This is a genomic window from uncultured Algoriphagus sp., assembly GCF_963974835.1.
Classification (GTDB): Bacteria; Bacteroidota; Bacteroidia; order Cytophagales; family Cyclobacteriaceae; genus Algoriphagus.
Map to the genome: position 1 here is coordinate 1,231,144 of NZ_CAXBET010000001.1, position 26,141 is coordinate 1,257,284.

Here is a 26,141-nt window from a genome sequence, read left to right on the forward strand (position 1 = left end):
TTTTGCCGTTAGGTAGAAAGGGTTTTTCTTTGCCAATAAGTAACAAGTTATTATGTACGTAGAATTTAGTGAAATGTCAGAAGATTCACGGGTTTGGGTTTATCAAGCAGCCCGTCAATTCACTGAGGAGGAAAAGGAATTAATCGCGTCCAAACTATCCGCTTTTTGCGATGGATGGAATACACATGGCAACTTAATGCCAACTTCATTTCAGATATTTGACAATCAGATCCTGGTATTGGCGGTGGATGAATCGGGCTTGGGTGCTAGTGGCTGTTCTATTGATAGCTCTGTCAGAGCATTACGAGAGTTGGAGAGGGAAATTGAAAACAATATAACTGATCAAGGAAAAGTGACATTTAAGTCCAACACAGGTGAAATCACCGTAGCTTCTGCTTTGGGAATCAAGTCAAAAATCACTTCTGGAGAGATAGGGTCTCAAACATTGGTGATAAATCCTCAGGTACAAAACAAAAAAGACCTTGAGAGTATGTGGATTTCAGCAGGGAAAAGTTGGATGAACAGATACTTTCCAAATTAATTTAGTAATATTCAGAATAGATCATCAATCACCTTTCAGATGAAATCTGACACAATTCAAGCGTCACATACTGAGAGAGCAACCATTTGAGATTCCATGTTGCCGTATAAAATCAAATTTAAGCACATGAAATCGAGCTTGGTTTTAGTTTAGATTAAAGATGATTATAATTTATGCGAGATTCCATATGGCCTTTGAAAGACAAATTATAAACAGATGAAAAACCATTTTTTGTGGATTTGCTTAATACTTATCATAGGAGTAAGCTCTTGCAAGAGCCTTCAGGAAAAAGGAAATGACCAATTCCTCTCTGGTCAATACCAGTATGCCATCAACTCTTTCTCACAGATTTTAGCAGATGATCCTGAAAATAAGGAGGCGAATCAAGTGATTGCGGAAAGTTACCGACTCTCCAACCGTATTGAAGACGCGGCCCCATATTATGAGAAACTCATCGAAGAGGATCCAACTTTTGAAAGCTACTATCGCCTTGGATTGAGTTTGAAAGCTCAGGATAAGGAGGAAGAGGCAAGGGAAGCTTTTGAAAAAGCAAAGGGTTATACTCAGGACGAGACATATTTGGCAGAAACTCAGCGCCAACTAGAAGCAATCAAATTGTCGGAGGGAATAGATAATTACTGGCCAAATCATGTATTGGTTAACTATAAGGATTTAAATACCGCTGGACCTGACTATGCGCCTGTCATCAGTGAGGAATTTATTTACTTTACCTCTGGTCGTCAGGCAAGCGGTCTTTATCCAGCTGATGGATCTCCATATACTAAGTTATTCCGCGCAAGGGCAGATGGACTTCGCGTAGATGTAAGTGGAGCACAGGCTCTCCCGGAATTTAAAAATGAAGAAGGTCTGAATCAGGCTGCTATCGCCGTCAGTCCAGATGGTAACACAATTATTTATGCCCGAGGTAATTCTACTTCGGATAAGGATCTTCCTGAGACCGCCCTATTTGTATCGTACTTCCGCGGAGGAGGATTCACTCAGCCAATCTGGATGCCTGTGAATGAGGATGAAACTTGGTGGAATTCCACTCCTGCTTTTTCAGAGGATGGTGAAGAATTGTACTTTGCTTCAAATAGACCAGGAGGATTTGGGGGAATAGATTTGTATAAAGCCACAAAACTGGCTAATGGGGATTTTGGAAATCCAAAGAATCTTGGACCTAACATCAATACACCTGGCAATGAACTTTTTCCTAGACCAATGGGGGATGGTAAATTTTTCTTTTCCTCAGATGGACATCCAGGCTTTGGTAAGTTGGATTTATTTGTAGCTGAAAATGGGGCTTCTGGAGCTCAGGTAATCAAAAATCTCGGGGAGAATTTCAATAGTTTAAATGATGATTTTTCTCTTTTCTTTACGGATTATCCTAAGGCTGGATTTATTTCATCCAACCGGGATGGTGGAATAGGTGACGATGATATTTATTTCTTTGAAGATAAAACTCCGAAGCCAAAAATTATCAACGTGCTACTCAATGTCTATACCAAGCAGCGCATAGCTGGAGAAGAAGACGCTGTTTTGGAGCAAGCTAGAGTGGTTTTGTATGATAGTCTTAGCAAGCAAGCTGGTGGTGATATGTCAAACACAAATGGCCGTGTGAGATTTACGTTGACGCCAAATTCTGATTTTACTATCATTGCCTCGAAAAGCGGCTACTTCTCTAAGTCGATTCCTTACACAACCGTGGGGAAAACTCCTGATATTTCTACATTAGTTCAGGATGTAACAAATATTACGTTGGATACTACAATAGTTTTGGACCAATTGGTTCTTGATCGTTCTATTGTATTAGAGAATATTTATTATGATTTGGATAAGGCCGACATCAGGCCTGATGCCGCATTAGAATTGGATAAATTGGTGCAAATCTTAAAGGATAACCCTGCCATTAGTATCGAGTTGAGCTCGCATACAGATTCCCGTTCCTCTGATGATTACAATCAGAACTTGTCCCAGAGAAGAGCTCAGTCCGCAGTGGACTACATAGTTTCACAAGGTATATCCGCTGATAGGTTGGTGGCTAAGGGCTATGGTGAAAGTCAGTTGATCATTCAAAATGCAACTACTGAAGAAGAACACCAGACTAACCGAAGAACAGAATTTAAAGTAATTGAAATAAAAGAGTAGAAAGTAAGCTGTCCAAAAAATTAAGAGCCTGGCCAAAATAGTTTGGCCAGGCTCTTTTTGTTGAAGTATTATAGCTTGTATTAAATAAAAATTAATCTCAGGCTTTACAAATTGCTAAGAGATTGCTTCCTCATTACAAATTCATAAAGAGGTGAATACCTACCAACTTTCAATTAATTTTCTCGGCTATATCTGCCATAATCATCCCGGCATGTACCACACTATTTTCAATAAAGAATTCCCGCGTGTTTAGTCCTCCACAGACGACTCCCGCCAAATAAACTCCTGGCACATTTGATTCATGACTGAGCTCGTTATATTGAGGTTGGCATTTTTCATCTTCGCTTAGTTTCACTCCCAGCTGTTTCAGTAAGCTAAAGTTGGGCTTATAGCCTGTCATTGCTAATACAAAGTCATTTTCTATGGTCACTTCTCCTTCTGAAGTAGCAATCACGACTTCGTGCTCACGGATTTCTTTCAGTCTTGATTTGGTGTAAGCTTTGATAGACCCTTCTTTGATACGGTTCACGATGTCTGGGCGAACCCAGTATTTTACCGCCTGATCCACTTCCTCATCGAGTAAAATCATGGTGACTTCAGCTCCTTTTCTCCAAGTTTCCAAGGCAGCGTCAACTGCTGAATTTGCTCCACCGACTACAACTATTTTTTGGTTGATAAATGGCCAAGGTTCTTTGTAATAATGATGAACTTTTGGTAAGTCCTCTCCAGGGATATTCATCAGATTTGGCAAATCGTAAAAGCCAGTTGCCATTACAATGTTTTTGGTGAGATAAATTCCTTTGGACGTTTTGACCTCAAATAATTCTTCTTTTTTCTCAAGTGTTTCTACTGCTTCATACAATTTCACTTTAAGGTCAAAATGAGAAAATATCCTTCTGTAATATTCCAGCGCTTCAGTGCGATTAGGCTTGTTACCAATCGACATAAAAGGAATTCCCGCCATTTCCAGTCGATCCGACGTGGAGAAGAAAGTCATGTTGATCGGATAATTAAAGATGGAATTCGTGAGCGCCCCTTTTTCTATAATCACATAATCCAATCCAGCTTTTCCGGCCTCTACGCCACAGGCTAGACCTATTGGTCCTCCACCAACGATGAGTACATCATATATTTTGTTTGACATTAGGTCTTAGGTTTGTTCGAGTTGAAATTGAAAATCAAGGTCAGAATAGTGCTCAGGATCCCATTGATAGGTTCTTTGCTTGAGATGGACCATACCGGATTTATGTTGAACCACAGCAGCGGCCGAAACCGTTCCATAATTTCCGTTCATTCGGATTAATTGAGAGGAAAGTGCAGTCTCCATTTCCAACGGAACACTCGTTTTCGGAAGATTTTCTTTGGGGTAAGTTTCCCTCGATTTCAGAATAGTTAGCAGATCAGTGGTGGTGAAGTCAGAGTTTGTCAGATCTTTAAGTTGCTGTTTGGCAAGTTCTACTTTTGGCCATGGATCATTAAGAAAGCCATTGCTTAGCCCGTAAATCCCTGGTTTCACTTCTTTTATTTCAGAAGAAAAATTACTGAAGTAATACAAATTATCTCCATCACTGACCAAAAGATTAAAGCCATCATATTTGTGCTGATTTTTTCTGATTTTCTCCAAATAATCCTGAGCGGAAATTTGGCTCTCCAGCCAATTTTCGACTAGCTTACCTCTACTGATTTCGGCTATTCTTGGCTTGCTAAAATCCCTGTAATTAGTCAAAAGTGACCAACGTCCATTCGGATGATAACCCATCCAGGTTCCTCCACTTTTTAGATCTTTTCCTGCATAAAAGCCAGATTCCCACTGACTCATAGGTAGTGAAGGGCGATCAAAAAATTCGTCACGGTTAGTGCTGATGATTAAAGGATACTGTTGATGAGTTTTCCAGGAAAAAGCTACGAGACACATAGGCTAAAATAAAGAAAAGGCCGGAATTTCCGGCCTTTAGGTGATTAACTAACTTTCGATTCCTCCAGACTAGGATAATCCGTGTATCCCTTTTCACCAGGTGTATAGAAAGTATCTTTATCAGGACTTGCTAGCTCTGCTCCTTGTTCAAAGCGCTCTACCAAGTCAGGATTGGAAATATATAATGTTCCGTAAGCAACAGCATCCGCATCACCTGCTTCGATTACTTTGTTACCTTTTTCTTGATCGAAGCCAGCATTGATAACGAGCGTTCCTTTATATAACGGTCTAAAGTGCTTAGCAATATGACTTACCAGAAATGGAATTTCAGAAACGTCTGTAAATGGCTCGGAAAGGTGTAAGTACGCTAAATCGTAGTCATTCAATTTCTTGACGATATATTCAAAAGTCGGAATTGTTTCCTCATCCGCTTCCATGCCAAAAACACCATTAAGTGAAGGGTTTAGCCTCAAGCCGATTTTTTGCTCAGGCATCACTTCTTTAAGTGCATCTATAATTTCAAACAGTATTTTAGCTCTGTTCTCAATTGATCCTCCATATTCATCTCTTCTCACATTGCTGGTCGCATTAAAAAATTGGTGAAGAAGATAGCCATTGGAACTGTGGATTTCGATTCCATCAAAACCTGCCTCCATAGCATTTTTACCTGCATTTTTGAAGTCCTCAACTGTTTGTTTGATTTCCGCCCGAGTCATTTCTTTTGGGGTCACAGTTTCCTTGAATCCTTCCGGCGTATAGGATTTTTCATTTGGGTTAATAGCAGAAGGCGCCAGAGGTAATTCGCCATTATGAAAATCAGGATGTGAAATTCTGCCAACATGCCAAATTTGGATGAAAATTTTACCACCCTTTTCATGTACAGCTTTTGTTACGCCTTTCCAGCCTTCTACTTGCACATCGGAGTAAATGCCCGGAGTATTAATATAACCTACTCCTTCTTTGGAAACTTGCGAGCCCTCGGTTATGATCAGTCCAGCTGATGCACGTTGGGAATAATATTTTTCATGTATTTCAAAAGGCTTGTTTGCTGGATTATCAGCACGGCTTCGGGTCATAGGAGCCATCCAAACTCTATTCTTTAATTCTAATCCTCCGGGTAATGTGATTGGTTTAAGAAGTGGTTGATCGTTGTTCATGGTATCGTTGGTTATGTGATTAAAAATTCAATGTCTATACAACTAATTTGGCAATGGGAAAGTTCAAAGAAAGATCCTTCCGGATGCATGTTAATAGAAAGAACTATTTCTAATCCTACAAAACCTCTCCAAAGATGAAAATCGGGCCATTTTGCCTGCATTCACTTTAAAATAAATTGATTGAATTTGTGTTAAATCTTATCGGTGAGGAGAGTGATAATAAAATAACTAGTTTAAAAACAGGCGATTAACAATTTTTAATACGATTATTTTCGTAGACATTTGTACTTACGATTCTCTTCGTATATCTTTGGTACGAAAGTCATCGTATAATCCACATGAGCAAACCAACAGAGTCAGAATTAGAAATACTTTCCCTATTGTGGGAAATGAAGGAATCCAGTGTTCGCCAGATCCATGAGCGATTGGCTGAGACAAAGGACACCGGATATACGACCACATTAAAGACGATGCAAAATATGCACGCTAAAGGAATGGTCAACCGAAATGAGGAACAACGAACCCATGTATATAGTCCTGTTACTAATCAAAAAGAGACACAAAAATCTCTTTTAAAAAATTTGGTCACCACAGCTTTTGGTGGCTCTGCGCAGAAATTGGTACTTCAAGCTTTGGGCGAAGAAAACCCATCAAAGGAGGAATTGGATGAGATTAGGGCATTTTTGGACAAATTAGAAAATAAGAAATAATGAATCTTTTAAACGACTGGGTTTCGGAAAGTTTATTATATGCTATGGGCTGGACACTCGTCCATTCGCTATGGCAATTAGTATTAATAGGTGCTGCATTATGGTTATCACTGAAAGTATTCCATAAAAGTAACCCACGCCTTAAATACAATCTTGCCTTGGGTGGATTAGGGTTAAGTCTGCTATTTGCATTAGCCACCTTCGTTTATGAGCTCTCAAACTTCAGTCCCACACCTTTGCTAGACCGGGTTGTTTTTGAAGGAATGATTTTTAGTGAAGTTCAGGCATCATCAACTGTTGGGGTGGAGGGCATGATCAAAATGCTGATCAATTGGATAGAAGTCCAGCTACCGCTCTTAGTCAATTTCTGGTTTGTGGGTGCTCTACTGTTTCTTTTCCGACTATTTAACAGTCTTTCGGAAGTCAGAACACTTCGTAAAACCTCTTCAGATCCTCAGGATTTTCAGCTAGAAAAGATGCTATATCGCTTAATGGGTAAAATGAATGTTTCTAAAAATGTAGAAATACGCTTGACTGCCTATGGAGTTTCACCTATCACCTTTGGCTACCTCAAACCTATTATACTTATCCCTGCAGGACTAATTTTTCAGCTAACACCAGTACAATTAGAAGCAATTATTGCTCATGAATTGGCACATGTGAAGCGGAACGATTACCTCATAAATCTCTTTCAGTCTGCATTGGAAGTAATATTCTTCTATCATCCGTGTTATTGGTGGATGAACCAGACGGTGAAAGAGCTAAGAGAAAATGCCGCTGATGATTTTGCTGTGCAGGTGGGCATAGCGCCAAAAGAACTTGCCTACAGTCTGGCGGAAGTATTGAATTTTGCGAGGCAAAATCCTCCTGAGCTTGCCCTTGCAGCCGGTAAAAGAAGAAATCCAACCCTTCAAAGAATCAAAAGAATTCTGGGCCACCCAGCTCAGACATATCCTCAAAACCCTATTATTTCTATCCCTATGCTACTAACACTCTTATTAAGCGCTGGTCTAATGGCTACAGCGCAGCAGGATGTCTCTGTCTCTGTTGAGAAAATTTCTCCTGCCACTGTTGATGTACACTCCGGATTGCAGGCAATTGCTGATGTCGAGAAAAACATCAATTTCAACGCAAATGTTAATTCAAACATTAACCTCTCCGTGGATACCGTTGTGGACAATGAAGTTAAAAAAGTGGTGATCACTGACGGCAATCCAGTTTATGTAAATGCAAATAATGAAGTCATTCAATATAAGTATGCAAAGCCATTACATATTCAGATAAAGGGGGACACGATCATCACCAAAGGTGATACTGTCATCATGAAAAGTAACAAAAAAGGCTCTTTTGTTTACAGTCATAATGGCGAAACGCTTGTCCTTGAAAATATGCCGGAATTAGTACTTTCACCCATGCCGCCTTTTCCGGCCGAGACAATGGCTCCTGTGATGGATTTTGCATTGGCGCCCGTACCTCCAATGGAATTCGAAATGGCACCCATGATGGATTTTGACATGGGTGAAATGCCCGCTATGGATTTTGATATGGGAACTATGCCCTCCATGGATTTCATGATTTCACCTCCTGTATTCGATTTTGGCCCTAATTCTTTTTCTCCTAAAGACACCGTGAATATGTCTAAAGCGGAGAAGGATAAATGGGTGCAAGAAATGAAGAAACGTACCGAAGAGATTGAAATGAAAATGGAGGAATGGGAAAGTTCCATGCAGCCAAAGTTTCAGGAGTATCAGAAGAAAATAGCTGAATGGCAGAAGACCTATGAACCAAAAATGGAGGCCTACGAAAAGAAAATGGAAGAGTGGCAGAAAGCTTACGAGCCCAAAATGAAGGAGTTTGAGAAAAAAATGGAGGAGTGGCAGAAGGCAAATGAGCCGAAGATGAAGGAATTCGAAGCCAAAATGAAAGCATGGCAAGATTCCAATGAGCCGAAGATGGAAGACTACGAAGCCAAGATGAAAGCTTGGGAAAAGGAGATGCAGCCAAAGATGGAAGAATACCAGCGTAAAATGGAAGTTTGGCAAAAGGAGAATGCTGGCAAAATCGAGGAATTCCAGAAAAAACTTGAGCAGGAATTAAAGAAAAAAGACGATAATAAATAGAGTTGTCGTTCTTCTAAATATTGTACCTGAAAAGGTAATTGTGTGTTGATGCTTTAAAAAAGACCTGCCCGATGGACAGGTCTTTTTTCTTGCATTCGGATCAAATCGTTTCTTGGAATTTATGTTGGTATAAGGGCTTTTAAGTCATCGAGGGTATTTGCATCCATGATCTTTTTATCTTTTCTCCACCTTAAAATCCTTGGAAATCTGACTGCTACACCACTTTTATGGCGGTTGGAAAAAGCTATTCCTTCAAAAGCCAACTCAAATACAAGTGTTGGTTCTACACTTCGGACTGGTCCAAATCGCTCCAGTGTTGTACGTTTAATAATATTATCTACCTGGGCAAATTCTTTATCGGTAAGTCCAGAATAGGCTTTGGCAAAGGTGACCAACTCACTTTCTCCCGATTCATCGGTCTGCCAAAGCGCAAAAGTGTAGTCGGTAAATAGATTTGTTCTTCTTCCGTGACCACGCATAGCATAGGTTAATACTGCATCTATAGTCAATGGATCTGTTTTCCACTTCCACCAATCTCCTTTTTTGCGTCCCACTTGGTATATGGCGTCTTTCTTTTTGAGCATCAAGCCTTCGCTTCTTTTATCTCTTGATAGAGATCGCTCAACGATCACTTCATTCCAGGAATTAAATTGCATTTGTTCTGAGATATGCAACGCTCGATGCTCAACAGATAGGGCCAATGCTTCCAGCAATGCTCTCCGCTGCTGGTAAGTTAAGTTTCTGATGTCTTTACCATTATGCTCCAGCAAGTCATATGCTTTAAAAACCACGGGGACTTTGGCTAATATACTTTTGCTGACGTTTTTTCTGCCTATTCGGGTTTGTAGGTCATTGAACAATCCTATTTGCCCATCAATAAAAGGTAAGATTTCACCATCGATGACGGTTCCTGAAGGAAGGAAATTTACCAAGTCCGAGATTTCGGGGTATTTATCAGTAACGAGTTCCTCCCCTCTGGACCAGATAAAAATTTCTCCTTTTCGACAGATAACCTGCCCGCGAATGCCGTCCCATTTATGCTCGGCAACCCATTCGGTTACGGACCCTAGCTCTTCAAGCTCATTTTCCAAGGCGTATGCCAGGAAAAAGGGATAAGGTTTGGACACATATGCTTGTTCATTTCTTCCGAATACCAATTCATCAAAGGAGGTGTTTTGGGTATTCCAATCTCCCATCAAGCGATAGGCAAGTTCGTCTTGAGGCACCGCTGTCACTTGGGATAGTGCTTTGGTCATCAGCTTTTGGCTGATACCGATCCGGAAAGATCCTGTTAGTAGTTTGGTAAATACAAATCTCGAGTAATAGTCAAGTTGCATCCACATGTGTTGCACATATTCTTTCTTTTCAAGATCTGTTTTTGCCTTTAAGATTACTAGCTCGTCGAGGATAGTACTCAGAGACTTTTCACTTTTATGTATGTCATTAGGAACCACGAGAGCTATTGCCTCTGCGAGGTCGCCTACTATATGGTAACTTTCTTCAAATAGCCAAAGTGGAATTTCTGCCAACTCTGCAGCATATACGCGAAGTAAGGTGGTGTTTACTGGACGAGGGGGCCGTCTATGAGAGAGTATTGCCATAGTCCAAAGCTTGTCCTGCTCACTTGCCTCGGAGAAGTAGGAAGACAATGCCGCCACTTTTTGGTTTGTTTTGGTAGTGGAATCCAGCTTCTCTATAAGTCTTGCAAATTCCTTCATACCGCTATGTCTTTTTCCACCAAATTTGTTTCCTCTTTTTCACCTTCAAAATCAGTGTTTTCTATACTTGCATCATATCCAATCTCCCGAAGGTATCTGCTGAAAATATCGGTGTAACCATGCGTGCAGATTACCCGGGTTGCTTCGCTTGCTTTGATACTTTGCAATAGTCCTTGCCAATCACAATGGTCTGAAAGGACAAATCCTTTATCGGTAGCCCTACGTGATCTTGCTCCACGAAATGCCATCCAGCCACTGCACGTTCCTGTTTCATAAGGAACCATTTTCCGCATCCAAGGTGATCCATGGGCACTTGGAGGAGCTACTACTATATTTCCGCGAATGTCCTTTCCTGTGGTTTCTCTTGTAATCAAAGTAGTTGGAGGCATTTCGAATTGGGGTCTGAGGACTTCTGTCATGTTCTCCACAGCTCCGTGAGTGAAGATTTCCCCTATTGAAGTATCGAGGTATTTCAGAATGCGCTGTGCTTTGCCCAGCGTATAGCCAAACAGCACAGAAGTCTTCCCTTCTTCTCTATTACTTTGCCACCAGCCATTGATTTCTTCAAATACGGATGATTGGGATTTCCACTTGAATGCAGGTAGTCCGAATGTGCATTCTGTGATCATCGTATGGCATTTAATTGATTCATAGGGTGTGCTTACACCGTCATCTTCGGTTTTATAATCTCCGGTAAATACCCACACTTCACCTTTATATTCTACACGAACTTGAGATGATCCGATGATGTGTCCTGCGGGATGTAGACTAAACTTTACCCCATTGATGAGAAAAGGTTCATCCCAGCCAACGCCCTGAACATTTATATCTCCCAGCCTGTGACGTATTATAGGGATATTACTATGATGTGTCAGGTATTTCTTATGTCCATATCGAGCATGGTCTGAGTGTCCATGTGTAATAATAGCACGATTGACCGGTTTCCATGGATCTAAATAGATCTTGGCTCTAGGGCAGTAAATTCCCTGGGAATTAAAAATTAAAAGATCGGAAGCAGGCATTCAAAAGTTATTTATGGTTTAAAACTGTAGAATGCAAGTTTTGTTCCCAGCATACTTCCTGTGGCTTAGTATAGCTCCATCAGTACAATGGTATGGATCTTTTACACAATAACTGATTATTAAATAAAAGGCAGCATAAACTTGGTATAATCAAAAAATTTAATGGATTAATTATCCTCATTTTCTGAATTGGATTCCCCAAAGTGGTTTTAATTTTAGTTTATAAATGTTGTATTTCTACTTAAAAGGGGGCATTTAGGCTTACAGAAGTTGCTTTCAGGTATTTTCCCAATGTGGCACAAATAATGAACTAATTAGAATACAATTAATGAAAACTATAACCACTTAAACGTAATAATTATGAGCGCATTTGAAGATAAAGTAAAAGGAAACTGGAACGAGATCAAAGGTAAGTTGAAGCAACAATACGGTGATCTTACTGACGATGATCTTACTTACGATGAAGGAAAAGCTGATGAGCTTCTTGGTAAAATCCAGAAGAAGACGGGCAAATCCAAAGAAGATGTAAAGTCATTCATTGACAATCTATAATCACATAATTTGTGAAATCGAAGCGCTCTCTAAAAAGGAGCGCTTTTTTTATGCTCCAGAATTTGTGGTAATGGATAAAAAACCTCAAAATAATTTTATACACCTATCGTATTTTGCCATTGGAAAAACTAAAGTCAATTCTTAGAATTCTTCCAAGTGTTACATTTTTTAAATTTTCCGAAATGTGGTTTTTTTCCTCACATCGAAACCTCATTTGAATAAAACAGGGGAATTCCCCCCATTTAAAAATTGAAAGAAAGCACTGAAATTTTTTTTATTTCTTTCCAACCTATTAAAAACCCTCACTAGACGCAGAAATGGCCTTTTTGAAGGCAGATCTAACCTCTTTCTAATCAATACAATACCCCTGAAAAAAACCTCGTTTTTTTTAATTATTAATTGGGATGGAACAAAGAATTACCTACTTTTAAGTGAAAGTGGGAATTTGTGGAGCAAAGTGGTAGAAAGTGGAGAGCATTTTGTTACTTTTGTCTTTACTACACACGCATCATTTTAAAGAGTTCAAGAATTTATGTTCAACAGTCAATACGATTGCAAGCTAGATCCCAAAGGGCGTCTGGTATTGCCGGCCAAGTTCAAGGCGGCAATTCCCGAGGCTAATGGGGGTACGCTTATGCTTCGTATGGCTGAAGATAGATGTTTGGCTCTATATCCTATGGTGGAGTACAAGAAACTTGAGAATAAAATCAAGGCTCTTTCCATACATAATCCTGAGCAGCGCTTACTGCAGCGGTCCTTTTTTAATTCTGTAGTGGACGTGGAATTGGATAGCTCGGGGCGCTTGTTGATACCCAAGGTTTATCAGTCCTATGCAGGTCTCGAGAAAGACGTGATCGTAGTGGGTAATGGCGGAAGAATAGAATTCTGGAATCAAGAAAACTATAGTAAGAATATCATTGTCGATCCGGCAGACATATCAAGTCTGATGGAAAAGCATCTCATATAATCTCATGACAGAGTCTATTTACCATATCCCAGTGATGCTAGCCGAATGCACTGAAGGCTTGTCTATTGATCCCAACGGGATTTATGTAGATGTGACTTTTGGTGGAGGAGGGCATTCCCGGGAGATTTTAAAGTATCTGGATAAAGGTCATTTATATGCTTTTGATCAGGATGTGGATGCTGAGGCTAATATTCCTTCAAGCGACAACTTTACTTTCATTGCTGCCAATTTCAGGGATTTAAAAAAATACCTAAGACTATATGGTGTGAAGAAAGTGGATGGTGTTCTGGCGGATCTTGGGATCTCATCACATCAGATAGATGAACCAAGTAGAGGCTTTTCTACCAGATTCAGCGGAGGCTTGGATATGCGGATGAATCAATCGGCTGAGGTTTCTGCCAAAGAAGTATTGAATTCATATGATGAAGGCAGATTGCATAAAATCCTTGGGATGTATGGTGAGGTGAAAAATGCAAAGACTTTGGCACAAGCCATCGTCTCCGAGAGAAACTCACAACCATTTGAGACTACCGAAGGATTTACCTCCTTTTTAAAAAGATACGCCCCGAAGGGCAAAGACTTTAAATACTATGCTCAGGTTTTTCAGGCTTTGAGAATAGAAGTGAATGATGAAATGGGTGCTTTGGAAGAGATGCTGCTGGAAGCAGTAGATATTCTAAAGCCAGAAGGGAGATTGGTGGTGATGAGCTATCATAGTTTGGAAGATCGGCTGGTGAAAAATCTGATGATTAAAGGAAAGTTTCAAGGAGAGGTAGAAAAGGATTTCTACGGAAATCTAATTCGCCCACTTGAACCTATCAGCAGAGGTGCTGTGGTGGCTAATCCTGAAGAGATAGCTTCCAATCCAAGAGCTAGAAGTGCAAAACTGAGAATAGCTAAGAAGACACAGGTATGAGCAACAATACATTCAAAAAGAAATTGAAGTCAGGCAATAAGCCGAAAGGCGGACCCCGCAAATCCATCTTTAGCTGGATAGAGGAGAAGCTAGATATTACCGGCGTATTGGGTGAGGGAGTGCCTGTCCAACTGGTTCCGCCGGTTGGATTTGTGGCTTTATTGGCTTTGATCTATATCTGGAGTAATCACCGCGCAGAGAACATGGTGAGGAAAATTGAAAAAGCCCAACAAGAAGTAGAAGACTTGCGGGCAGATGTGACCACGCTGGAAGCTGAATATATGCTAAGCAGCATGCAGTCTGAAGTAGCGAAGCGTGTTGCTGATCAAGGAATATTTGAACTCAATCAACCACCGATAAAAATCGAGGTAGAAAAGTGAATTTTAAGCGATCCATATTGCTCAGAGTGCGGGTGGTATTCATCCTAATAGCCTTATTGGCAGCGGCTATCCCGTACAAGATAGCCAAGCTTCAAATGGCTGATGGAGATATATGGCGTGAAAAAGCAGAGACAATAAATTTCCAATACCGAGAAGTTCCTGCCACGCGTGGCAATATCTATGCGTCTGATGGAAGTTTACTTGCTACAAGTTTGCCATTCTATCGTGTAGCGCTAGATCCAACAATCGCTAAAAATGACAAGTATAAAGCCGGCCTGGATTCCTTGGCAAAAATGCTGTCGGGGTACTATAAGGATAAGTCAGCTTCCACTTACAAAAGGCTGATTAACGATGCTAGGCTGGATAACAAGCGTTATTTGGTGCTGAATAGAAAGCAAGTTGGCTATCAAGCCATGCAGGAAATGTCCAACTGGCCGATCTTCAGGGAAGGAAGATTAGGCGGGGGAGTGATCTTCGAAAAGGTAGAGAAAAGATATCGACCATTTAATTCACTTGCCAGCCGTACAGTTGGCTTCTTGAATGAAGACGAATATGGGGCTGGGATCGAATACAGCTTTAATAATTACCTTCAGGGACAGGACGGTAAAGCTCTTTTCCAGCGGTTAGCAGGTGGAAGTTGGAAACCGGTGTTTGATGCAGAGGATGTGAAGCCGGAGAATGGCTATGATGTCACTACCACGCTGGATGTGAATATTCAGGATGTGGCAGAAACGGCTCTGAGAAGACAACTTACTGACCGTGATGCTGAATTTGGTGCCGTGATCGTGATGGAAGTGAAGACCGGCCAAATCAAAGCAATCACCAATTTGCAGCGAAACTCCAGCGGAAATGGCTACGGTGAAAACTACAATTTTGCCATTGGGGATCAGGGAAATACAGAACCTGGATCCACTTTCAAATTACTTTCTATGCTCGCGCTTTTGGAAGAAAATAAAATCACGCTGGATGAAACTGTGGAAACTGGAAACGGCGCCCACAAATTCTATAACCAAACTATGCGTGATGCTAAAAATGGTGGGTATGGCACTTTGACGATTCGCGAAGCATTTGAGAAATCTTCTAACGTCGGGATCTCCAAATTGGTAGATGAACATTTTGGTTCCAGCCCATCCAAGTTCATGGCCTATATAGATAAGGTAGGTTTGAAAGAACCTTTCGGATTTCAGATACAAGGGGAAGGCAAGCCATTTTTCAAAAAGCCGGGAGAAAAAGACTGGTATGGAACATCGCTTCCATGGATTTCTATTGGTTATGAAGTCAAGCTGAATCCACTTCATACGCTAGCATTATATAATGCTGTAGCCAACGGAGGAAAAATGATGAAGCCATACATCGTCAAATCAATTTCCAAGGGAACTATCGTCGAGCAGGCATTTGAGCCAGAAGTAGTTCGTAAACAGATTGCTTCCGAGAAGAATATCAAGCTTCTCCAAGAACTTTTGGAAGGCGTCGTTGTACGTGGCACGGCTAAAAATATCGCGAATGCTGATTATAGCATTGCCGGTAAAACTGGAACTGCTCAGAAACTGATCAACGGAAAATATTCAAGGATATACTATACGAGTTTCGCAGGCTATTTCCCGGCTGATAATCCGAAATACTCTATGGTGGTGGTGATTGATAGCCCAAAAGGTTTTGCTGCTTATGGAGGAGACGTATCGGCGCCGGTTTTCAAAGAAATAGCAGATAAAATCTATTCGCTTGATATAGAACTTAACCCAGATAACCAGAAAGAAATATTCAGAGCAGAGGCAGATGGGACACAATTACCCTATGTAAAAGCGGGTAAGGCAGAAGAATTACAGGAAATATTTCAGGAATTAGGATTGAAGGCTTCTGCAGCTAATCCTGAAGAATGGGTGAAGACAGTCTCTAATGAATCCCGGGTGGAAATGAGTGTAAATGATACTGATCAGGCATTAGTTCCTGATGTATCGGGACTACCACTTAGAGATGCACTTTTCATTCTTGAAAACAAAGGAATGAGGGTGAATTATTCGGGAAAGGGAAGGGTGAAAGGTCAATCGATTTCCCCTGGAACAGCTTTGAAGCCAAATGCAATCATAAATCTAGTATTAGGATAAATGAAAGTACTTAAGGACATATTATACAAGGTATCCCTTACCTCTACTACCGGCGACATGGAGTTGGGGGTAAAAGATATTGTCTTTGACAGCCGCCAAGTGACGGAGGGAAGTGCTTTTGTAGCTATCAAAGGTACTCAGGTAAATGGACATGAATTTATCGAAAAGGCAATTGGCCTAGGTGCTCGGAGTATTGTTTGTGAGCATTTGCCAGAGAAACTAGTGGAAGGAGTAACCTACATAGAAACGGTTAATTCTGCCCGGGCATTGGGTATCATGGCAAGCAATTATTTTGATAATCCCTCAGAGACCATCAAAGTAGTAGCGATCACAGGAACCAATGGCAAAACGACTACAGCGACTCTTTTGCATCAGTTATTTATGCGGATGGGCTACAGTACGGGCTTGCTTTCTACGGTAGAAAATAAGATCAATGAAACAGTAATCCATGCAACTCATACTACCCCGGATGCGGTAAGTGTTCAGGCTCTGCTTCGGCAAATGGTGAAGGAAGGATGCACGCATTGCTTTATGGAAGCTAGTTCTCATGCGATAGTGCAGGAGAGAATTGCTGGCCTTAAGCTGACTGGAGCTGTATTTACAAATATCAGTCATGACCATTTGGATTATCATGGCACGTTTGACGAGTACATCAAGGCAAAGAAGAAGTTGTTTGATGAGCTCCCAAAGGACGCTTTTGCGCTGGTAAACGGTGACGACAAAAGAGGAGCAGTGATGCTTCAGAACAGCAAAGCTTCCCATCAGTATTTCGCACTTAAATCTCCTGCTGACTTCAAAGCCAAAATAATTTCCAACACGCTAGAAGGTCTGGAACTAGACATTAACGGCAAGACGATTTGGTTTAGAATGATAGGTGCTTTCAATGCCTACAATCTCCTGGCAGTATTGGGTGTCACCGTGCTTTTGGGCGAAGAGGAAGATGAAGTTCTTCGTGAACTATCAGGAATTCGTGGAGCAAAAGGCCGATTTGACAGAATTTCCATTGCTGGTATTACCGCCATTGTGGATTACGCTCATACCCCGGATGCTTTAGACAATGTCCTAAAGACAATCAACGGGGTAAGGACTGGCGGTGAGCAACTGATCACTGTGGTTGGGTGCGGAGGAAATCGTGACAAAACAAAGCGTCCAATAATGGCGAAAATTGCTGTTCAAGAAAGCGATAAAGCCATACTTACTTCCGACAATCCACGATTCGAGGAGCCGGAAGAAATATTAAAAGATATGCAGGCTGGTGTAGGACCATCCGAAATCAGAAAAACATTATCCATTGTGGATCGCAGGGAAGCCATTAAAACTGCCTGTATGCTTTCACAAAAAGGAGACATTATCCTTATAGCAGGAAAAGGCCATGAGGATTATCAGGAAGTCAAAGGTGTGAAACATCATTTTGACGATACTGAAGTAGTAACCGAGTTTTTACAACAATTGACACAAAGCTGAGATGTTATATCCACTTTTTGATTATTTGGACAAAGTGCTTGATATCCCTGGAACTGGGGTGTTTAGATATATCTCGTTTCGTGCGGGGATGGCATCTCTTTTTTCATTGATTATCACGATATCTTTTGGCCACAAAATCATCGCCTGGATCCGAAACAAGCAAATCGGTGAGACAGTAAGAGATCTTGGTTTGGCAGGAGAAAAGCAGAAAAAAGGTACACCTACCATGGGTGGCTTGATGATCATGGCTGCGATATTAATCCCGACTTTACTTTTCGCTGATCTGAATAATATTTATATCATTCTCTTGCTGATCACCACGGTTTGGCTGGGGACGATCGGGTTTATTGATGACTACATCAAAGTATTTAAAAAGGACAAGGAGGGACTGGCCGGTAGATTCAAAATCATCGGTCAGATAGGCATTGGAGTCATCGTTGGTTCTACACTATATTTTAACGAAAGTGTAGTAATCCGTGAATTTACAAATCCTGTCTCCATAGATGGGGGCGTGGTAGAAACTCCAGCTTACCGGGATGTCAAAGTGGCCAAAACCACTATTCCTTTCACTAAAAACAACGAACTGAATTACGAGACTTTGCTTGGTTTCTTAGGCGAAGCCATGACTCCAATTCTGTACATTTTCGTAGTGACATTCATCATTACAGCTGTATCTAACGGAGCTAATATTACGGATGGAATAGATGGTCTTGCTGCAGGAACGTCCGCTATAATCGGGATTACCATTGCAATTTTCGCATACATCTCAGGTAACGCTATTTTCTCCTCTTACCTCAATATCATGTATATCCCCAACTCAGGAGAGCTGGTGATTTTTGCTTCGGCATTCGTCGGAGCCTGCGTGGGATTTCTTTGGTACAATGCGTTTCCGGCTCAGATTTTTATGGGCGACACGGGAAGCTTGATGCTCGGAGGAGTAATAGCTGTTTTGGCCTTGACGCTTCGCAAAGAATTGCTGATTCCAGTAATGTGCGGAGTGTTTGTAATTGAAAATGTCAGCGTAATGCTACAAGTGGGCTACTTCAAATACACCAGAAAAAAATATGGTGAGGGCAGGAGGATTTTCCTGATGTCTCCACTTCATCACCATTATCAAAAGAAAAGTATCCCTGAAGCCAAGATCGTAACCCGATTCTGGATAGTGGGGATTTTGCTTGCAGTAATCACATTAGCCACATTGAAACTTAGATAAAAGAAATGAAAAACATAGTCGTTCTGGGCGCCGGAGAAAGCGGATTGGGAGCAGCAATGCTAGCCAGACAGAAAGACTATGCCGTTTTCGTTTCGGATGCGGGCCAGATCTCTTCAGCTCGAAAAGCAGAAATGGAGCGACTGGAAATTGCTTTTGAAGAAGGCAAGCATTCGGAAGAGAAGATTTTAAGTGCTGACTTGATCATTAAAAGTCCGGGCATTTCTCCCAAAGCTGAGTTGGTAGTAAAGGCCTCTCTGGCAGGTATTCCGATTATCGATGAGTTGGAGTTTGCATTCGACTACAGCAAAGGGAAAGTGATAGCAATCACCGGAACCAATGGTAAGACGACTACCACATTGCTGACTTATCACCTGATGAAGGAAGCGGGTTTGGATGTGGGGTTGGCTGGAAATGTAGGAAAGAGCTGGGCTGGCCAATTACTCACTACTGATCATGAATGGTGGGTAATCGAGTGCAGCAGTTTTCAGATAGATGGGTTTGTGGATTTCAAACCGGCAATAGCTATTCTATGCAATATCACCCCAGATCATTTGGATCGATATGATTACAAAATAGAGAATTACATAGATTCCAAGTTTGGGATCTTCAAGAATATGATGTCAGAGGATAGGGCCATCCTTTTTGTAGAAGATAGGCTCACCCTTCAAGGTCTGGATAAAACTAATATAGGTGCCTCCACGCTGTGGATCTCAGGGTCATCAGTTCAGAAGGCCGGAGCCTGGACAGATGAAAAAATGCTGTCTTTCGCTGTGACAGATCAATCAGTTCATGTGTCGGTTGATTCACTTTCCATCAAAGGAAAGCATAACCTGCTCAATGCATTGTTCGCTGGGTCGGCAGCTTTAATCGCAGGAGTGAATGAAATGGAGCTGGAAAAGGGTTTCCAGACTTTCAAAAACGCACCTCACCGCATGGAGCTAATCAGGGAAATGGACGGAGTGAAGTTCATAAATGACAGCAAAGGTACCAACGTGGAGGCTACTGCTTATGCTTTGGCAAGCTACGGAAATCCATTAATCTGGATAGCAGGCGGTGTGGACAAAGGGAATGATTATTCGGTGCTAGCTCCTCTCGTAGCAAATGTTAAAAGCCTGATCTGCTTGGGAAAAGACAACGAAAAATTAAAAAAAGCATTTGCTGAAGAAATCGCTGATATCCGCGAAACTCAGGATATAGCAGAAGCAGTGAATTGGGGTCAAGAACTTGGAGAGTCTGGAGATGTAGTGTTGCTATCACCAGCCTGTGCAAGTTTCGACTTGTTCAAAAATTACGAAGATCGCGGGATGCAATTCCGAGTGGCAGTAGAGAACCTTAAACCCAAAGCCATCGCATGAATCAGTTTAAAGAATGGATAGATAGGAATTTCAAAGGCGACCCAATCATTTGGGGTATTGTCATTCTATTGTCGCTTTTCAGTATTCTGGTAGTGTATTCAGCTACGGGATCTTTGGCTTATAAATATGCCGGAGGAAATACAGAAATCTATCTGATCAGGCATTCCATGCTTATTTTCGTTTCGCTGGTAGTCATGTGGTTTGCGCATAAGATTCCGTATAAGAAGTATGCGATGTACGCCAAGCTTGGGGTGATTATTTCCATTCCCTTGCTGCTTGTGACGTATATGTTTGGGTCAAATATTAACGAAGCAAACCGCTGGATTACAATTCCTGTAATTAACCAAGCTTTCCAGCCGTCAGATTTGGCCAAGCTTTCATTGATAGCCGCTATCGCATTAATGCTCGCCAAGAGACAAAAGAATATCAAGGACTTTAAGAGCACCTTTGTTCCGATAATTGTCGCCGTAGGACTGATCTGTGGGTTAATCGCAATGGCCAATTTCTCCACAGCTATTTTGCTCTTGATTACCTGCTTACTCATTATGTTCATTGGGCGGGTTCCTGTGAAATACATAACGATAGTCTTGTTTGTAGGACTATTGGGTTTGACAGTTGCAGGATTTACTGGCCAGCGCGGCTCAACGCTGATTTCTAGAGTTACTGCATTCTTTAACGAAGAGGAGATTCCTTTTCAGGCAGAGCAATCTTACATCGCTATAGCCACAGGAGGAATAGGAGGAAAAGGTCCAGGAAATTCTGAGCAAAGAAACTCGTTACCACATCCGTATTCGGATTTTATCTATGCCATCATCATCGAGGAATATGGATTGATCGGCGGATTCTCTGTGCTTTTTCTTTACCTCGCGCTCCTTTATAGGGGAATGCGCATCGTGGCAAATTCCAATAAAGCATTTGGTGGATTACTGTCAGCGGGATTGAGTTTCGCACTGGTAATTCAGGCTTTGGTAAATATGGCCGTGGCAGTTGGCTTAGGTCCAATTACCGGTTTACCTCTTCCTCTTTTGAGTATGGGTGGTACATCATTGGTTTTCACAGGAATTTCCTTGGGGATTATCCTGTCTGTAAGCCGCGGGGACCATCAGGATGAAGCACAGACCAGCAGTGCAGGTAGCGCTGCTTTTGGAAATCGAACAAGACTTAAAACAGCATAATTATTAACGCGCAACGTACATATCGCATTTTGATCAGTGGTGGAGGTACCGGAGGACATATCTATCCGGCTATCGCAATTGCGAATGCCTGGAAGGAAAAACATCCGGGCAGCGAGATCTTATTTGTGGGTGCGTTGGGCAAAATGGAAATGCAGAAAGTACCCGAGGCTGGTTACAAAATCAAAGGGCTTCCAGTGGCTGGTTTACAAAGAAGTTTGTCCCTGGAAAACCTGAAGTTTCCTTTCAGGCTTTTGAAAAGCCTGACTCAGGCTTCCCAAATCATAAAGGATTTCAAGCCTGATGCAGTCGTGGGTGTAGGTGGCTACGCAAGTGGGCCGGTGCTTTATGCTGCGCAAAGAAATGGAATTCCCACGCTGGTGCAGGAGCAAAACTCCTATGCTGGTTTGACTAATAAAATTTTGGCTAAAAGAGCCAAAAAAATCTGTGTAGCCTATCCAGAGATGGATCGCTTCTTTCCATCTGAAAAAATTTCCTATACAGGAAATCCTGTCCGCAAGGATATTTTGGATTTGTCAGGAAAGAGAGAAAAGGCAATAGCATTCTTCAGAATGGATGCGGCTAGAAAGACACTGCTCATTTTGGGTGGGTCTCTTGGAGCTAGAACACTCAACCAAGCAGTATTGGCAGATATGCAAAAACTTGAATCTGAGGGCTATCAGGTTCTTTGGCAGTGTGGTAAATTTTATTTCCAGGAAATGACATCGAAGCTAGCTGAGTCAGGCCTGAAAAATATTCACTTAAATGAATTCATCCGAGAGATGGATTTGGCCTATGCCGCTACTGATGTGATTGTGTCAAGAGCCGGAGCATTATCGGTTTCAGAACTTTCTCTTGTGGGCAAACCAGTGATTTTCATTCCTTCTCCAAATGTGGCCGAAGATCATCAAACCAAAAATGCTATGGCTTATGTAAGTCATGACGCGGCTTTATTGCTTAAAGACTCTGAAGCTGTTGGCGCTTTAGAGCAGGAGGTGACTAAACTAATGAAGGATAGAAAACTGTCTGAAAAACTAGGAATTAACATAAAGAATCTGGCTAAGCCGAATGCGGCAAATGCCATAGTAGGAGAATTAGAACAATTGATTGCATGAGTTTCGAAGGTATAAATAGCGTCCATTTGCTGGGTATCGGTGGCATAGGCATGAGTGCCTTGGCTCGCTGGTTCCGTCACGAAGGATATGCAGTGTCTGGATATGACCGTACCCCTTCGCCTCTTACTGATGAGCTGATCGCAGAAGGAATGAAGATTTCTTTTGAAGATAAATTAGAAACTATTCCTTCCCAGATTACAAACAGCCCTGAAAGAGCGCTGATTATCTGGACTCCGGCTATGCCGAAGGATTCTGCCCAGTTGAATTTCTTTAGGAATAAAGATTTTCAGCTAAAGAAGAGATCTGAAGTCTTGGGTATGGTGACAAGTTCATACTATACCATAGCAGTGGCTGGAACTCATGGCAAGACAACCACTTCTTCCATGATCGCCCACATGCTTAAGTCTGCAGGCAAACCTGTTGTGGCATTTCTAGGTGGAATTACTCAAAACTATCAGAGTAATCTGATTCTCGGAGATAAAAAAGCCAAAGAGCCAGCCTTGGTTGTTGTGGAAGCGGATGAATTTGATCGCTCCTTCCTCAGACTTCATCCCAATGAGATTGTATTGACAAGTGCAGATCCTGACCATTTGGATATTTATGGAGACGAGGAGCACATCTTAGACGGATTCTCTGAATTTGTCAATTTGGTAGATAAAAAAGGAAGGTTATACATACAGCAGCATGCCATGCAAAGGCTGGGAGAAAGCAAGCTTCCAAAAGTGTTGACAAGAGAATATGGATTGAGATCATCAGGAATCAGCGCTGAGAATATTCAGGCTAGACCGGGATCGTTTGTCTTTGATTATGTGGATAGCAAGAATGAGATCAAGGGTCTGGAGCTATTTATTCCGGGTTTCCACAATGTGGAAAATGCATTGGCAGCAATTGCTATTGCTTTGGATCATCATATTTCAGAAGAGCAAATCCGTGCAGGCTTAAGCTCTTTCAAAGGAGTAAAGAGGCGATTTGAAATTCATGTCAATGAAGGTAGTCATGTCTTTATAGATGATTATGCACATCATCCTGAGGAGATCAGAGCTTGTTTGAGTTCTGTTCGAGCGATGTTTCCTACCAGAAAGCTGACTGTGATTTTCCAACCTCATTTGTTCACACGTACCCGGGATTTTGCAGAGGGCTTCTCAGAAAGTTTATCGCTTGCCGACTCGGTTATTTTGCTGGATATCTATCCTGCGAGAGAACTTCCCATCGAGGGAGTGACATCTTCCATGCTTTTGGAAAATATCAATACTCGTCATAAGGAATTGGTATCAAAAGAGAATTTGATGAATCATTTGGACAAAGCTTCACCAGAGGTTTTGGTGACACTTGGAGCCGGGGATATAGACCGACTTGTTCCTGTAATCGCGTCCTGGATGAAAAAAGGACTTAATAGATATGCATTATGAACAAGGCTAACCTAAAGAAAATAGCGGCTTTCGTAGTGCTCAGTCTTGTACTGGTGGGATTTATAGGATTTGTAGAAAAGCAGACCCTTTATAAAACGTATCAGGGTGTTGAAATAGACATTCAGGGTGTGAGCGGAGTGTATTTTGTGGAGGATGCTGAGATCTCAAAGATTTTGACTGAAGCTTTTCCTGACATGAAACCAGGGATGATGCTGGAGGAAGTACCGATGAAAGCAATTGAAACCAGGCTAAAGGGACACCCATTTGTCAAGTCGGCGGAAGCTATGCTGGGTCAAAAAGGGATTTTGAATTTAAAGATTAGCCAGCATCAGCCAATTGCTAGAATTGCCCAGCCAATGGGAGCTGACGGATACATCACTGTGGAGGGAAAGGTGATTCCGACATCTACATCTTATACAAGCCGTGTTTTGATTCTGGAAGGTGACTTTGCAGAAAAGCTGATGGATAAAGGTGACATCAATGTAGACATGCCTGAACTGATGGATTTGATCACTTACATCACCGAAGATGAGTTCTGGAATGCGCAGATCACTGAATTGGAAGTGAATTCTAGAGATGATATCAGGCTTTTCCAACAAGTGGGAAGACAGGTGATTGAGTTCGGAGATGCACATGATTTAGATAATAAGTTTGACCGGATCTCGGTCTTTTATAAGGAAATATTGCCTCGAAAGGGTTGGAATGCTTATCACAGGGTAAGCGTGAAGTTTAAGGATCAAATAGTCTGTGAATAATAGCTTGGATATGGAAAACAAAGAATTAATAGTAGGACTGGATATTGGGACAACCAAAATTTGTGTCATCGTTGGTCGCAAAAATGAGTACGGCAAACTCGAGGTGCTGGGCATGGGCAAAGCCGTTTCTGACGGAGTTGATCGCGGTGTTGTGACCAACATTGACAAGACCGTCCATGCGATAGAGAAAGCTGTGGAAGAAGCTTCTGAGATGGCGAATGTCGACATCGTGGATGTCATTGTAGGGATAGCTGGACAGCATATCCAGAGTAAAATACAAAGTGGTAGCATCATGCGTCAGCCAACGGATGATGAGATCACTATAGAAGACGTAAGAAGACTTTCCAGCGAAATGGAAAATATTCTAATCCCTCCGGGAAATACAATCATTCACGTAATGCCGCAGGATTATACAGTGGATTACGAAGGTGGTATCAAGGATCCTGTAGGGATGTCAGGTACCCGTCTGGAAGCTGATTTCCATATCATCACCGCCCAGACCACCGCTATCAATAATATTAACAGATGTGTACGCAGAGCAGAATTAGTTTCCAAGCAACTAATTCTGGAGCCGTTGGCAAGTTCACTTTCTGTATTGAGTGATGATGAGAAAGAAGCTGGCGTTTGCCTGGTGGATATAGGAGGCGGAACTACAGACATCGCCATTTTCTACGAGAATATAATCCGTCATACGGCTGTCATTCCTCTAGGGGGAAATATTATCACCAAAGACATTAAAGAAGGTTGCATGGTGATGCAGAATCAGGCTGAATTGCTTAAAACAAAATTTGGCAAAGCCATCACAGAAGAGGCTAATCCCAATGAGATCGTATCCATTCCAGGTTTGAGAAATAGAGCTCCTAAGGAAATTTCCATTAGAAACTTGGCTTCTATCATTCAGGCAAGGATGGAAGAGATCATCGAGATCGTACAGAATGAGATCATGCAGAGTGGACACTATAAAAAACTGGCTGGAGGAATCGTCCTTACCGGCGGTGGTTCCCAATTGCAATTTATCAGTCAGCTATTTGAATACATGACTGGTTTGGACACCAGAATCGGATATCCAAATGAGCACTTGGGCAAGTCAGTCATCGAGGAAGTGAAAAGTCCGATGTATGCGACTTCTGTCGGCTTGGTACTAGCAGGTTTTAAAGCACTGGATGATAGGGATCAAGGATATGCCAACCGTACCGCAAACGGTAAGCAGCTAAGAAGAGCAAAAACTATGGAGATCAGTCCAAAAGATATATTCGATAAAATCGCCGGAAGACTGAAAGGAATTCTCAGCGATGATATAGGGGATGACATTAACTACTAAAACTCAAGACTGGGAAGCTTGACAGTACTGTTGCCAATCTCCCATTTAAAATACCACTTAAAACAACTATAAGAAATTTCACCAAT

At 41.7% G+C, this 26,141-nt stretch carries 22 protein-coding genes; 17 read left to right on the forward strand and 5 right to left on the reverse strand.

The features are described from left to right. Window positions 1-52: 52 nt before the first annotated feature. Window positions 53-541 (forward strand): hypothetical protein, encoded by a 489-nt coding sequence (locus AACZ73_RS05500; RefSeq protein ID WP_339876107.1) that lies wholly within the window; start codon window positions 53-55, stop codon window positions 539-541. Window positions 542-757: 216 nt separating this feature from the next. Next, window positions 758-2,689 carry an OmpA family protein gene (locus tag AACZ73_RS05505; RefSeq protein WP_339876109.1) on the forward strand — a complete coding sequence of 644 codons (1,932 nt, stop codon included), beginning with the start codon at window positions 758-760 and terminating at the stop codon, window positions 2,687-2,689. A gap of 169 nt (window positions 2,690-2,858) precedes the next feature. On the opposite strand, the gene AACZ73_RS05510 is transcribed toward AACZ73_RS05505, so the two are convergent. The 3 genes from AACZ73_RS05510 to AACZ73_RS05520 are packed head-to-tail and all read right to left on the reverse strand — an operon-like array spanning window position 2,859 to window position 5,761. Further along, complete coding sequence (locus tag AACZ73_RS05510; protein ID WP_339876111.1) at window positions 2,859-3,833, reverse strand: YpdA family putative bacillithiol disulfide reductase; 975 nt, start codon at window positions 3,831-3,833, stop codon at window positions 2,859-2,861. Between the two features lie 6 nt (window positions 3,834-3,839). Beyond that, window positions 3,840-4,604, reverse strand: coding sequence for an NRDE family protein (locus AACZ73_RS05515; RefSeq protein ID WP_339876113.1), 765 nt, complete (start codon window positions 4,602-4,604; stop codon window positions 3,840-3,842). Between the two features lie 44 nt (window positions 4,605-4,648). Next, entirely contained in the window at window positions 4,649-5,761 is a 1,113-nt protein-coding gene (locus tag AACZ73_RS05520; protein ID WP_339876115.1) for an alkene reductase, read from the reverse strand. A 338-nt stretch (window positions 5,762-6,099) separates the two neighbouring features. Between AACZ73_RS05520 and AACZ73_RS05525 the strand changes: the two genes are divergently transcribed. After that, window positions 6,100-6,471: a BlaI/MecI/CopY family transcriptional regulator gene (locus AACZ73_RS05525; RefSeq protein WP_339876117.1), complete on the forward strand. Its 372-nt coding sequence runs from the start codon at window positions 6,100-6,102 to the stop codon at window positions 6,469-6,471. Beyond that, complete coding sequence (locus AACZ73_RS05530) at window positions 6,471-8,591, forward strand: M56 family metallopeptidase (RefSeq protein WP_339876119.1); 2,121 nt, start codon at window positions 6,471-6,473, stop codon at window positions 8,589-8,591. Before AACZ73_RS05525 ends, AACZ73_RS05530 begins: the two co-directional genes overlap by 1 nt. Before the next feature lie 119 nt (window positions 8,592-8,710). Here the strand turns inward: AACZ73_RS05530 and AACZ73_RS05535 are convergent, their stop codons facing one another. Both AACZ73_RS05535 and AACZ73_RS05540 read right to left on the reverse strand, forming a co-directional pair. Further along, a complete protein-coding gene (locus AACZ73_RS05535; RefSeq protein WP_339876120.1) occupies window positions 8,711-10,309 on the reverse strand; it encodes an ATP-dependent DNA ligase in 1,599 nt (532 codons plus the stop codon). Beyond that, on the reverse strand, window positions 10,306-11,331 hold the full coding sequence (locus AACZ73_RS05540; RefSeq protein ID WP_339876122.1) for a ligase-associated DNA damage response exonuclease: 1,026 nt from the start codon (window positions 11,329-11,331) through the stop codon (window positions 10,306-10,308). Before AACZ73_RS05540 ends, AACZ73_RS05535 begins: the two co-directional genes overlap by 4 nt. A gap of 360 nt (window positions 11,332-11,691) precedes the next feature. Between AACZ73_RS05540 and AACZ73_RS05545 the strand changes: the two genes are divergently transcribed. The 13 genes from AACZ73_RS05545 (at window position 11,692) to ftsA (ending at window position 26,055) form a co-directional block, all read left to right on the forward strand. Further along, complete coding sequence (locus AACZ73_RS05545; RefSeq protein WP_339876123.1) at window positions 11,692-11,883, forward strand: CsbD family protein; 192 nt, start codon at window positions 11,692-11,694, stop codon at window positions 11,881-11,883. Window positions 11,884-12,415: 532 nt separating this feature from the next. Beyond that, entirely contained in the window at window positions 12,416-12,850 is a 435-nt protein-coding gene (gene mraZ, locus AACZ73_RS05550; RefSeq protein ID WP_339876125.1) for a division/cell wall cluster transcriptional repressor MraZ, read from the forward strand. Window positions 12,851-12,854: 4 nt separating this feature from the next. Next, complete coding sequence (rsmH, locus tag AACZ73_RS05555) at window positions 12,855-13,766, forward strand: 16S rRNA (cytosine(1402)-N(4))-methyltransferase RsmH (protein ID WP_339876127.1); 912 nt, start codon at window positions 12,855-12,857, stop codon at window positions 13,764-13,766. Further along, on the forward strand, window positions 13,763-14,146 hold the full coding sequence (locus AACZ73_RS05560; RefSeq protein ID WP_339876129.1) for an FtsL-like putative cell division protein: 384 nt from the start codon (window positions 13,763-13,765) through the stop codon (window positions 14,144-14,146). Before rsmH ends, AACZ73_RS05560 begins: the two co-directional genes overlap by 4 nt. Beyond that, window positions 14,143-16,251: a penicillin-binding protein gene (locus AACZ73_RS05565; RefSeq protein WP_339876131.1), complete on the forward strand. Its 2,109-nt coding sequence runs from the start codon at window positions 14,143-14,145 to the stop codon at window positions 16,249-16,251. Before AACZ73_RS05560 ends, AACZ73_RS05565 begins: the two co-directional genes overlap by 4 nt. Then, window positions 16,252-17,715 carry a UDP-N-acetylmuramoyl-L-alanyl-D-glutamate--2,6-diaminopimelate ligase gene (locus AACZ73_RS05570; RefSeq protein WP_339876133.1) on the forward strand — a complete coding sequence of 488 codons (1,464 nt, stop codon included), beginning with the start codon at window positions 16,252-16,254 and terminating at the stop codon, window positions 17,713-17,715. It abuts the gene before it with no gap. Window position 17,716: 1 nt separating this feature from the next. Then, window positions 17,717-18,928: a phospho-N-acetylmuramoyl-pentapeptide-transferase gene (gene mraY / locus AACZ73_RS05575; RefSeq protein WP_339876135.1), complete on the forward strand. Its 1,212-nt coding sequence runs from the start codon at window positions 17,717-17,719 to the stop codon at window positions 18,926-18,928. A gap of 5 nt (window positions 18,929-18,933) precedes the next feature. After that, entirely contained in the window at window positions 18,934-20,283 is a 1,350-nt protein-coding gene (murD, locus tag AACZ73_RS05580) for a UDP-N-acetylmuramoyl-L-alanine--D-glutamate ligase (protein ID WP_339876137.1), read from the forward strand. After that, a complete protein-coding gene (locus AACZ73_RS05585; RefSeq protein WP_339876139.1) occupies window positions 20,280-21,458 on the forward strand; it encodes an FtsW/RodA/SpoVE family cell cycle protein in 1,179 nt (392 codons plus the stop codon). Before murD ends, AACZ73_RS05585 begins: the two co-directional genes overlap by 4 nt. A 29-nt stretch (window positions 21,459-21,487) precedes the next feature. After that, window positions 21,488-22,570, forward strand: coding sequence for an undecaprenyldiphospho-muramoylpentapeptide beta-N-acetylglucosaminyltransferase (gene murG / locus AACZ73_RS05590; RefSeq protein ID WP_339876141.1), 1,083 nt, complete (start codon window positions 21,488-21,490; stop codon window positions 22,568-22,570). Continuing rightward, window positions 22,567-23,979 (forward strand): UDP-N-acetylmuramate--L-alanine ligase, encoded by a 1,413-nt coding sequence (murC, locus tag AACZ73_RS05595; RefSeq protein WP_339876143.1) that lies wholly within the window; start codon window positions 22,567-22,569, stop codon window positions 23,977-23,979. Before murG ends, murC begins: the two co-directional genes overlap by 4 nt. Beyond that, entirely contained in the window at window positions 23,976-24,734 is a 759-nt protein-coding gene (locus tag AACZ73_RS05600; protein WP_339876145.1) for a cell division protein, read from the forward strand. The genes murC and AACZ73_RS05600 overlap by 4 nt, the downstream gene beginning before the upstream one ends. A 10-nt stretch (window positions 24,735-24,744) precedes the next feature. Beyond that, entirely contained in the window at window positions 24,745-26,055 is a 1,311-nt protein-coding gene (ftsA, locus tag AACZ73_RS05605; RefSeq protein ID WP_339876147.1) for a cell division protein FtsA, read from the forward strand. Window positions 26,056-26,141 lie beyond the last annotated feature (86 nt).

Excerpts from the sequence above, each read along its gene's own strand:
- AACZ73_RS05500 (WP_339876107.1), top strand. The coding sequence starts at position 53 with ATGTACGTAGAATTTAGTGAAATGTCAGAAGATTCACGGGTTTGGGTT.
- AACZ73_RS05505 (WP_339876109.1), top strand. The coding sequence starts at position 758 with ATGAAAAACCATTTTTTGTGGATTTGCTTAATACTTATCATAGGAGTA.
- AACZ73_RS05510 (WP_339876111.1), bottom strand. The coding sequence starts at position 3,833 with ATGTCAAACAAAATATATGATGTACTCATCGTTGGTGGAGGACCAATA.
- AACZ73_RS05515 (WP_339876113.1), bottom strand. The coding sequence starts at position 4,604 with ATGTGTCTCGTAGCTTTTTCCTGGAAAACTCATCAACAGTATCCTTTA.
- AACZ73_RS05520 (WP_339876115.1), bottom strand. The coding sequence starts at position 5,761 with ATGAACAACGATCAACCACTTCTTAAACCAATCACATTACCCGGAGGA.
- AACZ73_RS05525 (WP_339876117.1), top strand. The coding sequence starts at position 6,100 with ATGAGCAAACCAACAGAGTCAGAATTAGAAATACTTTCCCTATTGTGG.
- AACZ73_RS05530 (WP_339876119.1), top strand. The coding sequence starts at position 6,471 with ATGAATCTTTTAAACGACTGGGTTTCGGAAAGTTTATTATATGCTATG.
- AACZ73_RS05535 (WP_339876120.1), bottom strand. The coding sequence starts at position 10,309 with ATGAAGGAATTTGCAAGACTTATAGAGAAGCTGGATTCCACTACCAAA.
- AACZ73_RS05540 (WP_339876122.1), bottom strand. The coding sequence starts at position 11,331 with ATGCCTGCTTCCGATCTTTTAATTTTTAATTCCCAGGGAATTTACTGC.
- AACZ73_RS05545 (WP_339876123.1), top strand. The coding sequence starts at position 11,692 with ATGAGCGCATTTGAAGATAAAGTAAAAGGAAACTGGAACGAGATCAAA.
- mraZ (WP_339876125.1), top strand. The coding sequence starts at position 12,416 with ATGTTCAACAGTCAATACGATTGCAAGCTAGATCCCAAAGGGCGTCTG.
- rsmH (WP_339876127.1), top strand. The coding sequence starts at position 12,855 with ATGACAGAGTCTATTTACCATATCCCAGTGATGCTAGCCGAATGCACT.
- AACZ73_RS05560 (WP_339876129.1), top strand. The coding sequence starts at position 13,763 with ATGAGCAACAATACATTCAAAAAGAAATTGAAGTCAGGCAATAAGCCG.
- AACZ73_RS05570 (WP_339876133.1), top strand. The coding sequence starts at position 16,252 with ATGAAAGTACTTAAGGACATATTATACAAGGTATCCCTTACCTCTACT.
- mraY (WP_339876135.1), top strand. The coding sequence starts at position 17,717 with ATGTTATATCCACTTTTTGATTATTTGGACAAAGTGCTTGATATCCCT.
- murD (WP_339876137.1), top strand. The coding sequence starts at position 18,934 with ATGAAAAACATAGTCGTTCTGGGCGCCGGAGAAAGCGGATTGGGAGCA.
- AACZ73_RS05585 (WP_339876139.1), top strand. The coding sequence starts at position 20,280 with ATGAATCAGTTTAAAGAATGGATAGATAGGAATTTCAAAGGCGACCCA.
- murC (WP_339876143.1), top strand. The coding sequence starts at position 22,567 with ATGAGTTTCGAAGGTATAAATAGCGTCCATTTGCTGGGTATCGGTGGC.
- AACZ73_RS05600 (WP_339876145.1), top strand. The coding sequence starts at position 23,976 with ATGAACAAGGCTAACCTAAAGAAAATAGCGGCTTTCGTAGTGCTCAGT.
- ftsA (WP_339876147.1), top strand. The coding sequence starts at position 24,745 with ATGGAAAACAAAGAATTAATAGTAGGACTGGATATTGGGACAACCAAA.